This window comes from Lonsdalea britannica (genome assembly GCF_946477055.1).
Lineage (GTDB): Bacteria > Pseudomonadota > Gammaproteobacteria > Enterobacterales > Enterobacteriaceae > Lonsdalea > Lonsdalea britannica_A.
Genome location: NZ_CAMKXG010000124.1, coordinates 1 through 10094 on the forward strand (window position 1 = coordinate 1; position 10094 = coordinate 10094).

Sequence of the window (10094 nt, forward strand, 5' to 3'; positions counted from 1 at the left end):
ACCCGAAAATCGGTGCGGACTGGATGCCAAAAGGGCAACAAAGCGCATTGTTACACCGGGGCAGAATCAAAAACATTATCTGGCTGGCGCGTTCCATTCGGGTACGGGACGTGTCCACTACGTCAGCGGCGGAAGTAAAATTTATAGCTTATTTATCATGCTATTAAAAAAGTTACGCCGAACTTACCGTCGAGCGAAAACCATCACGCGAGTGGTGGATAATTACCTCATCCATAAAGCCGCAAAGTGGCGCGTTGGCTGGCAGAGGACAAGAAGCTCCGGTTACTGTTCCTGTCGACGTACTCGCCGTGGCTGAATCCGATAGAACGCCTGTGGTTGTGGTTACACGAAACCCTAGCGCGAAATCATCAATGCCTATATATGTGGCAGTTACTGGAACAAGTGAATCAGTTTATGAATGCCGCCTCGCCGTTCCCGGCAATCAACACGGACTGGCTAAAGTGGAGCGGTAATATGCGAAGTTATTTAGGATAAATAGCCTTTTTCCACCCATTCTCATCAGACATTCCGTTTATTTTTATTCTTTAAGTCTGCTTCAGCGCTCTCATCTTTTTCTTATCGTATTTTCCTATTAAGCGTATCCCAAATAGGCAGGCTATTTTCATATTGACGCATTGCTTGCTTATTAATTCGTCATTATTCTTTGTGTCGATTATGCATTGGTTGTTAATTTAAACAATAAATAAACATGGATGTTCATATGCAATGTTTTATTTGTTTTTAAAACCTGAAAAATGCCGATGAGAACCCCGGAATTACATTCTTTATACTGTCAAATTATTGTTTTTTGGTTTTTTATTCTTGTTTTTGGTGCTCGTGCTGCTGAATTTATGAGTTTTGTCCTGATTTTAACAAATTTTTGTTAAATCTCGCGATTTATTATTTTTAGAAAATACTCAAAGGGCAGGGGGAGTTCTTCATTCGCAATGATTTCTTAGTCTTGCCGCTTCTGTCTTTATATAAAGTCACGTCTTCGGCGTGCCTTTATATTCATGATGCAGAGGTTCCGGCGGGCGGGAAATACCCCTGTGTTTAAAAAGTACACTCTTAGACTATTTACATAGCCTTTATATTGGTAATAAGGAATAGTGACTATGCGTAAAACTCTACTCCGCGCTTTAATCGGCGCGTCTATTCTGTCAGCCGGTTATGCCAGCGCTGCGACGACCGTTGCCGGTGGTACCGTACACTTTACAGGCCAGATCGTGAATGCGGCTTGTGCGGTCAGCTCAACCTCTTCTAACCAGACGGTTAACCTCGGACAGTATCGTACCGCGAACTTCACTGCGGTAGGGGCTTACTCCGGTAAGGTGCCTTTCACGATCAAACTTGAAGATTGCGATCCTACCGTTTCCACGACAGCCGCCGTCGCTTTTAGCGGATCTGCCGATGGTAACGACAACACCGTATTGTCCACCAGCAACATCAGCGGCGGCAGCGCCGGCGCGGCAGCTGGCGTAGGTATCGAAATTTCCGATAGCAAAGGCACTGTGCTGTCCCCGACCGGCGCCGCTTTCTCTAGCCCGCAGACGCTGATCACCGGTAGCAACACCCTGAACTTCAACGCTCGCTACAAATCGACTCTGGCTAACGTAACCCCTGGCGAAGCGGATGCGGATGCCACCTTTACCATGCAGTACGAATAACTACTCACGCAGGCAGGGATGCGTTATGGCCGCCAAGGAGGGCGCCATTTTTGACTTTTTGTGAAAACGACGTTGCGACAAACAACGCCGGTTCCGCGTTTCTGTACCGACATCTACCGTGTTAACGGAGGCGGATTTAGCGTCTGACGTCATCCGACCTCGCGCGTAATGCTCAACCTGTAGCTGTCAATCAGTCATTTTCGTACATGGAGTTTAGCGTGCTTAATTCAACTTTTTTCCGCCGCGCTTTGGCCGGTATGGCGCTGTCCGTTTTAACCGTCATTCCGCTGGCGGCGCAGGCCGGGGGCGTGGCGCTGGGCGCGACGAGGGTGATCTATTCCGCCGGTGCGACCCAAACCTCTTTGGGCGTGACCAATACGGATACCAAAAATCCATTTCTTATTCAGTCTTGGGTGGAAGATACGACGGGCAAGAAAAGCGAGGCCTTTGTGGTCACACCGCCGCTGTTCGTCGCCAAACCATCGGGCGAAAACATTTTACGCATTATGTACGTCGGCACGCCTTTGCCGACCGATCGCGAATCGGTGTTCTGGATGAACGTTAAGGCGATTCCGTCCGTTGATCGCAGAGATATTCAGGATAAAAACGTTCTGCAATTGGCGGTTCTCTCCCGCATCAAACTGTTCGTCCGCCCCGTCGGCCTGCCGGAAAGCCCGGCCGAAGCGCCCGCGCATCTGCGATTCCATCGTCAGGGCGATAGCCTCATCATCACCAACCCAACGCCTTATTTCGTCACGTTAGTGAACCTCAACCTCGGTACCCGAAAACTTCCTAACACCATGGCGCCGCCTAAAGGAAATGTCACCGTTGCGTTGCCTACCGATGCAAGTGGCCAGGTGTTCTTCCAGTCAATTAATGACTATGGGGCCAACAGCGCTCGCATTACCGGCGTCATGCAATAGCGCCGAACAGTGAACGGCAAATCCCGAACCGGGCATGAAAAAGGAGGGTGCATACCCTTCAGGTTGCTTTCCGTCACTTTTTTCAGGAGTTTTTTTCAGGAGTTTTTCATATGCGGCCATTATATCGGAAGCCCCATTTCAGACAGTCGCGCGCCACGCCGTTATGGCGGTTGTCGCCGCTGTGCCGGGCGATCGCGTTATGCGTAGCATTACCTTCGGCCGGCGCTTATGCCGAACTGTTTTTTAACCCGGCGTTCTTATCCAGCGATCCTTCGGCGGTGGCGGATTTGTCGCGGTTCGAGCAGGGAAAAGGGCAGGTGCCGGGGATCTATCACGTCGATGTCTATGTGAACGATGAATTCGTCGAAACGCGGAATATCCGGTTTGATGCGCGCAAACCGACAGCCGCTGGTGTAACGCCGCTCGAACACGAGTCGGACGATACGGGGTTAGTACCCTGCATTACCCGCTCGCAGGTTGAGTCGCTCAACATCAACATGTCGGCATTCCCGGCCGCCGCTGGTAGCTCGGGGCAGGAGTGCGTGGCGCTGACGCACATCGTCCCCGACTCCCATATGGTGTTTGATTTCGAACTGCAACGCCTGAATATCAGCCTGCCTCAAGCTTCGCTCAATAACAGCGGCCGCGGCTACATTCCGCCGGAACAGTGGGATGACGGCATCTCCGCCGCGCTGCTGAACTATGACTTCACCGGTAGCAATAGCTCCGGCGACGACAGCAGCAACAACTACTTCCTCAATCTGAACAGCGGCCTTAACTGGGGCGGATGGCGCCTGCGGGATTACTCCACCTGGAACTACTACAGCTTTGAGGGGCGGCATACGCGCAACTGGCAGCATGTTAATACCTATTTGCAGCACGCGATTATTCCGCTCAAAAGCGAACTTACCCTCGGCGACAGCAATACGCCGGGCGATGTGTTCGATACGTTGGGCTTTCGCGGGGCGCAGCTAGCATCGGACGATAATATGCTACCGGACAGCATGCGCGGATTCGCCCCCACCATCCGCGGCGTCGCGAAAAGCAATGCCCGAGTCACGATCCGGCAGAACGGCTTTATCATTTATCAGTCTTACGTCGCGCCGGGCGCATTCGCCATCACCGACCTTTATCCGACCTCCTCCAGCGGGGATATGGTGGTCACGGTGACGGAAAGCGACAACAGCTCCAGCACCTTCAGCGTACCCTACTCGGCGGTGCCGGTATTACAGCGCGAAGGGCGCGTGAAATACGCGGTGACCGCAGGTAAATACCGCAGCAACTATACCCAGCAGGAAAAACCCGAGTTCGGGCAAGGCACGGTGATCTGGGGTCTGCCCGGCGGCTTCACGCTGTATGGCGGTACGCAGGTGGCGAAGAAATATCAGGCTGGTGCGATCGGCGCCGGTAAAAACCTCGGGGACTGGGGCGCGCTGTCGACGGATGTCACCCAAGCATACAGTAAGCTGGCGGATGACAGCCGTCATCAAGGGCAGTCAATGCGCTTCCTGTACGCCAAGTCGTTGAACACCGTCGGCACCAACTTCCAGCTGCTGGGCTACCGCTACTCCACGCAGGGCTACTACACGCTCGATGAAACCAGCTATCGTCGCATGATCGGTACAAACTACGATACCGATGACGGACTGACCGACCCAACGGTGGAGTACAACAATTACTACAACCTTAACTACAACCGTAAAGGGCGTATTCAGGTCAACATCACCCAGCAGCTCGGCGATTACGGCTCCGTTTTCCTGAGCGGCAGCCGCCAAACCTACTGGCGTACCAATGACATCAACTCATTGTGGCAGGTGGGGTACAGCGGCAACTTGAAGGGGGTGAGTTACAGCCTGTCCTTCAACTACAACAAAAGTCCCGGACTGGTGGAGCCAGACAAACGCGCCGCCTTAAACGTGTCCATTCCTATTGGACAATGGTTGTCCGGCGGCGGCAAAGAGTCGGATATCACCCGCTCGGGTAACACGGCCTATGCCACTTATGCGGCAAATACCGACTGGCACGGACAGACAACGCATCAGGCCGGTATTAACGGCACGTTGTTGGATGATAACAACCTGAACTACAGCGTGCTGCAAGGCTACGGCAATCACGGCGTCGGCGGCAGCGGCTATGCCAGCCTGAACTATCAGGGACGCCACGGTAACTCCAACGTCGGCTACAACTATGGCAAGCGATACCGGCAGGTTAACTACGGCCTGAGCGGCGGCCTTGTGGCGCATGACAGCGGCCTCACGCTAAGCCAGCCGCTGGGGGCCACCAACGTATTGATTAAAGCGCCGGGCGCCAGCGACGTTAACGTAGAAAGCGTGACCGGTGTGAGCACCGACTGGCGCGGCTACGCCGTTATTCCCTACGCGATGACCTACCACCGCAACCGTATTGCTCTCGATACCACCACGCTGAAGGATAACGCCGATCTGGATGATGCCGTTGTGAACGTGGTGCCGACTCAAGGGGCGTTGGTGCGCGCCGAATTCAAAACGCATATCGGTTCACGCGCGCTGCTGACGCTGATCCGGTCTGACGGGCAGCCGATGCCGTTCGGGTCTGCGGTTTCAACCAATGACGGCCGCTCCGACAGCATCGTCGGCGATAATGGCCAGGTCTATTTATCCGGCTTGCCGTCCACGGGCAAACTCAACGTGAAGTGGGGCGATGCGACGACTGAACAGTGCGTCGTTCCTTATTCACTGCCGAAAGATAGTGCAACGAAAGCGATTAGTTATGCCAAAGTGAGGTGCCAGTAATGCGTCAATTAACAACATCGAAATCGCTTCGGACGGCTAGAAGAGCTGGGTGGCCGAAACGGCTTTCTATCATGTTGCCCTTACTGACGTTTCCCCTTATCGGTGAATGCGGCAGCGATCTGACGCTGACGTTCAGCGGGGCAATCAGCTACAGCGGCCCGGCAGATGACGTGTCCATCGGCCAGCAGATCGGCCCGGCTTGGTCGGCGGGCAACAAAAACGTCTATATGTGTAACAACTCAAGCAAGGCCACTGCCAAAGCTTATGTCTCCGCCGTGCGTCCCAGCACGGGATTAACGACGACCATCAACGGCGTGAATTATATTATTTACGACTCGGGCACGCCGGGCATCGGCTTGGTGGTAGGCGTGAAGGATTCGAACGCCACGAACTATTCCGCGCTGACGACGACGCGAAACCAGTGGTATCCGGCCCCGGGGACCAACACCGTGCCGTATAACGGCATCGGTGGTTACGGTAAGGTCACGTTGGTTAAAACCAGCGGTCACTTACAGACCGGGACGACAACGCTGGCTGCGCAGAATATTGCGATCGTGCAATGTTATGGCACCGACGGCTCCGCTACCGACTCCGCGTACATCAAAGTCGCCCAGACCCAGATTACAGTTGCCGCGACCGGTTGTACCGTGCAGTCCGGCGCGAATCGCGTGATTGACATGGGGAATGTCTCTACCGGCAGCCTGCCCTCCGTGGGCAGCCAGTCGGCGGCGAAATCGACGTCTATCGGGTTGTCCTGCGATACGGGCATCCATGTGGCGGCGACGATCTCCGACCAGAGCAATACCGCGAATACCAGCAACATCATCGGGCTGACCAGCGCCTCAACGGCTAAAGGCATCGGCATTCAGGCGTATTACAACGGCAGCTCCACGCCGGTGAGTCTGGGGCCGGACGACTCCAGTAAGGGGAACACCAACCAGTTCTCCATCGCCGATATTTCCACTCAGGGGCAGTCTGTGACGGTTCCGCTCACGTTCAAATATGTACGAACCGGCGATATGACCGCAGGAACGGCCAACGGTCTGGTCGGTGTGACGTTCTCCTATCAGTGAGGCCATTATGACAATTCATCGAGTAATTCTGGGGAGCGTGGCGCTCAGTATCATGGCCGGTTCGCCGGTTGCCTCCGCCTATGACTCGTATATCCAGATCAATGGCAATTTGACGTCGAACACCTGTTCGGTCAGTACTGCTTCGCAGAACAAAACGGTCAATCTTGGCTCGGTGGCGACGAAACAATTCTTTGACGGAGGCTCCCGAGCGCTGACGCCGGTGCGTTTCACCCTCGCTCTGGAGAACTGCGGCGCGGCCGTCACCGCCGTCTCCACCACCTTCACCGGTACGGCGAATAAAGATGATGCGACGCTGCTGGCGCTGAACAGCAGCAGCACCGCGACCAACGTCGGGATTGCGATTTTGGATAAAGATCGCAACCGTATCTCGCTTGGCAACGCCAGCGAGCAGTATGCGCTGACCGCCAGTGCCAGCAGCGTGCAACTGGTGTTTTACGGCCAGTACGTGGCGACGCAGAGTAGCGTGACCGCGGGTACGGCCAATGGCGACGCGACTTTCACGCTGACCTATCAGTAACAGCGTCTGAAAACGCATAGGGAAAAGACCGCGCCCTTGATGTACGAACGGCGGGACCATCGTTGTCTTTAGCCGTAACGACATGCGCCGGCGCGGCGACTTCTTGCTCTGAGCTCCCATAGGACTGGGCATTGGCGGGACGGGAATAGCCGTCCTGCTTTCTTGCCGGGAACGACAATCACGTGATGCATCTCCCGCAGACTGAAAGATAACGACCATAAGGACGAATAGTGATGAACCTGACGGTGGCGACACTCATCGAACGCCTAAAAAAACAGCTTGGATGGCTATGTTTGGCGGCGGGCGTTTTTTTTTCCCCGACAACCTTTGCCACGTTGTGTAATACGGCAACCGGCTCGCCAGTGAGTTATGACTTTGATTTCAATTTTTCCTCGCAGCAAAACTATGTCGGCTACACCACCGGCTGGAATCAGAAGTCGGACAGCGGCTCCTATGTGATCAGCGGGGGATGCAATAACAAAGACACCGTTTACTACACCGCTCAGGCCGGTTCGGCGCTGAGTTTCTCTTTCTCGGACGGCTCCGCCAACTGGTACGACATCACCGGCAATGATTATTTGCAGATTGCCTCGCGGATCTATGTCTACAACGCTTCCGGCAGCAGCACTTACCATAATGTTCCATTTACCGACTTATCGAATAACTGCAATGGAAAGTGCGGCGGGACGGCAACGACGGGCAGTCGGGTACAGGTCAGTTTCCGTATTAAACGCAAGTTTGTCGGCATGACGACGCTGCCGTCGATCCCGGTTTTTTACTTATACGGCAATCAGGGCGGAACGGGGCAGGGCACCGGCTCTCCGCTCGTGGTCGGATACCTGAGCGGCACGATGACGGTGCCGCAAAGCTGTGAATTGAATGCTGGGCAGGTAATCGCCATCGACTTCGGCAATATCTCCACCGGCGCGTTTAAAACCGCGGGTGCCAAGCCTGACGGCGTCAGCGCCGTGACCCGCACGATCGCGATTGCCTGCAATGGCATTGAGGCCCAGTCCAATTTGTCGCTGCGCGTGCAGGCCGATACGGTGTCGGGCAATGCGATTGTCTCGAATAACAGCGACGTCGGTTTTGTGGTGACCAATAGCAGCGACAGTGCGCTGACGCCGAACAATATCTCCAGCGTACTGCCTTTCACGCTGGACAGTAATGAAAGCGCCAACGTCACGGTGAAAGTTTATCCGGTCAGCGTGACCGGCAATACGCCGCAGGCGGGCGTCGTCACCGCGTTGGCCTACCTGCGCGTCGATTTTGATTGAGGGAGGGATAATATTCATGTCGCCGGATAATTTTCGCGGTCTCGCCACCGCCGCTTTCATTGTGCAGGCCGTTGGGCTGTGGGGATGTTTACCGTCCGCTCGCGCGGATCTGGGATCGACCAACCTCCAGCTCAGCGCGACGCTGGTGTCCAACAGCTGTTCAGTCAGCGTGGGGTCGCAGGAGCAAACCGTGAATATGGGCACGCTGGCGACCAAGCAGTTCGCCGTCAATAAGACAGGCGCAGCCCCGGTACGATTCGTGGTGAACTTGGAAAGCTGCGGTTCGGCGGCGTCTTCGGTCACCGCCACTTTCTCCGGCACGGCGGATGCGAACGATTCGACGCTGCTGGCGCTCAACTCGGGGAGCACCGCGACGCACGTGGGGATCGCCATTTTGGATAAGGATCGTCAACGCATCCCGCTTGGCAACGCCAGCGAGCAATATCCGCTCACTGCCGGCGCCAGCAACGCGCAGCTGGTGTTTTATGGTCAATACATCGCGACGCAAAGCAGCGTCACCGCAGGCACCGCCAACGGCGATGTGACCTTTACTTTGAGTTATCTGTAAGCGCGCACGACCGGCGGCGACGGCGTCGTGCCGCCGCCGGTCCGACCGTGACCGCTCTTCGTTCCCGCTTTTCTCTTCCCGCCTGTGTCCTGTCGCCGCCTGCCTGAGGGAGGCGTACGTGACGCCGACGCGGCTCTGGTATCCCCGGCGTTAATGGCATAAGGTTTAAGACGTTTGCCGCTCTCAGAACGCGTAAGCGCTCTCATGCTTGTTGTCGTCTGGCCATCTTCCGATGGCGTGCGCCTTCTCACATGAACGAGGCGGCTTGTGACGCATGGCGTGCGATAGCCCCCGGGCAACGACGCGTCCCCCCTACTTGATAAGGAATCTGATGATGACCTCTCTGCTTTTCATTCTTCGAATTATTCTGCGGTAATTCTCATTTAGTGCGATTGTCGTGATTTTTTGTCAACTTGATGAAAGTGAAAACGGCTTAGATGCCAGTCAGCGCTTTAGTATCAAAATTAGAGATGTCGAATATGGAAATTTATAACTACATTGCCTTCTTCATTTTTTCTTTCGTCGCCAGTATTACTCCAGGACCGGCTAATATCGCGATATTCAGCCAGTCATCAAAAAGCGATTGGAAGAAAACGATTCCTTTTTCCCTAGGTATTACGACGGGTTTTGGTGTGGTTCTTTACGCCAGCGCATATATTTATTTGTCGGGAGCTAAGGCAGATGAAAGAATTATGTATCTTCTGAAAATAGTAGGCTCGATTTATTTGTTGTGGATAAGTTATCAGATTATTCGATCCAGTGCTGACTTGCCCTCAGAAGAAAATAAACCGACGCTCTCTTTCTCCAGTGGATTACTTATTCATCCATTGAGCTATAAGGCTTGGTTGTTCGCTATTCTTTCCTATAGTTCTTTTGTCGCAAGCGCATACCAACAACACATCGTCGTTTATGCTGTCCTTTTTTTCATCTCTTCCATCATCTCATTGATACCCTGGATGGCGCTGGGGCATATCGCAGGGCACTATTTAAGTTCTAGAAAAATAGAGTTGATCAATAAGATATCTGGTTGGACGTTAATCATTCTGGTGATCTATGTATGGGTCATCTAGCTGATCCAAAGTGTGTTGGTTTGCGTATCCCTGGGCAATGATGGCTATCATGGCATCATTGGGAGGAGCACTATCTGTCCAGGCAGAGGCCCACAGCTTAGCCTGTTTAAGGGCAAAAACAATCTGCTCTTCAGTGAATCGTGATCTTTTCGTCGGCACCACCTCCGTTCAGGGGAGTGTTTATCATGCCGAAATTCTGTTTCTGAA

At 54.0% G+C, this 10094-nt stretch carries 8 protein-coding genes and 1 pseudogene; all 9 read left to right on the forward strand.

Translation table 11 applies throughout. The annotated features are described in order from the left end of the window. Positions 1 to 473, forward strand: a pseudogene (locus tag Q7O77_RS09895) (IS630 family transposase); the annotation flags it as partial. 642 nt (positions 474 to 1115) lie between these two features. After that, positions 1116 to 1667: a type 1 fimbrial major subunit FimA gene (fimA, locus tag Q7O77_RS09900; RefSeq protein ID WP_304166451.1), complete on the forward strand. Its 552-nt coding sequence runs from the start codon at positions 1116 to 1118 to the stop codon at positions 1665 to 1667. A gap of 257 nt (positions 1668 to 1924) precedes the next feature. Beyond that, a complete protein-coding gene (locus Q7O77_RS09905; protein WP_304166466.1) occupies positions 1925 to 2590 on the forward strand; it encodes a fimbria/pilus periplasmic chaperone in 666 nt (221 codons plus the stop codon). A 110-nt stretch (positions 2591 to 2700) separates the two neighbouring features. Then, positions 2701 to 5361, forward strand: a complete 2661-nt coding sequence (locus Q7O77_RS09910; RefSeq protein ID WP_304166453.1) for a fimbrial biogenesis usher protein — start codon at positions 2701 to 2703, stop codon at positions 5359 to 5361. Between the two features lie 71 nt (positions 5362 to 5432). After that, positions 5433 to 6434 carry a fimbrial protein gene (locus tag Q7O77_RS09915; RefSeq protein ID WP_304166456.1) on the forward strand — a complete coding sequence of 334 codons (1002 nt, stop codon included), beginning with the start codon at positions 5433 to 5435 and terminating at the stop codon, positions 6432 to 6434. Between the two features lie 7 nt (positions 6435 to 6441). Beyond that, positions 6442 to 6972, forward strand: a complete 531-nt coding sequence (locus tag Q7O77_RS09920; RefSeq protein WP_304166459.1) for a fimbrial protein — start codon at positions 6442 to 6444, stop codon at positions 6970 to 6972. Between the two features lie 233 nt (positions 6973 to 7205). After that, positions 7206 to 8249: a fimbrial protein gene (locus Q7O77_RS09925; protein ID WP_304166469.1), complete on the forward strand. Its 1044-nt coding sequence runs from the start codon at positions 7206 to 7208 to the stop codon at positions 8247 to 8249. Positions 8250 to 8265: 16 nt separating this feature from the next. Further along, positions 8266 to 8817 (forward strand): fimbrial protein, encoded by a 552-nt coding sequence (locus tag Q7O77_RS09930; RefSeq protein WP_304166462.1) that lies wholly within the window; start codon positions 8266 to 8268, stop codon positions 8815 to 8817. Positions 8818 to 9254: 437 nt separating this feature from the next. Then, entirely contained in the window at positions 9255 to 9887 is a 633-nt protein-coding gene (locus Q7O77_RS09935; RefSeq protein ID WP_304166464.1) for a LysE family translocator, read from the forward strand. Positions 9888 to 10094 lie beyond the last annotated feature (207 nt).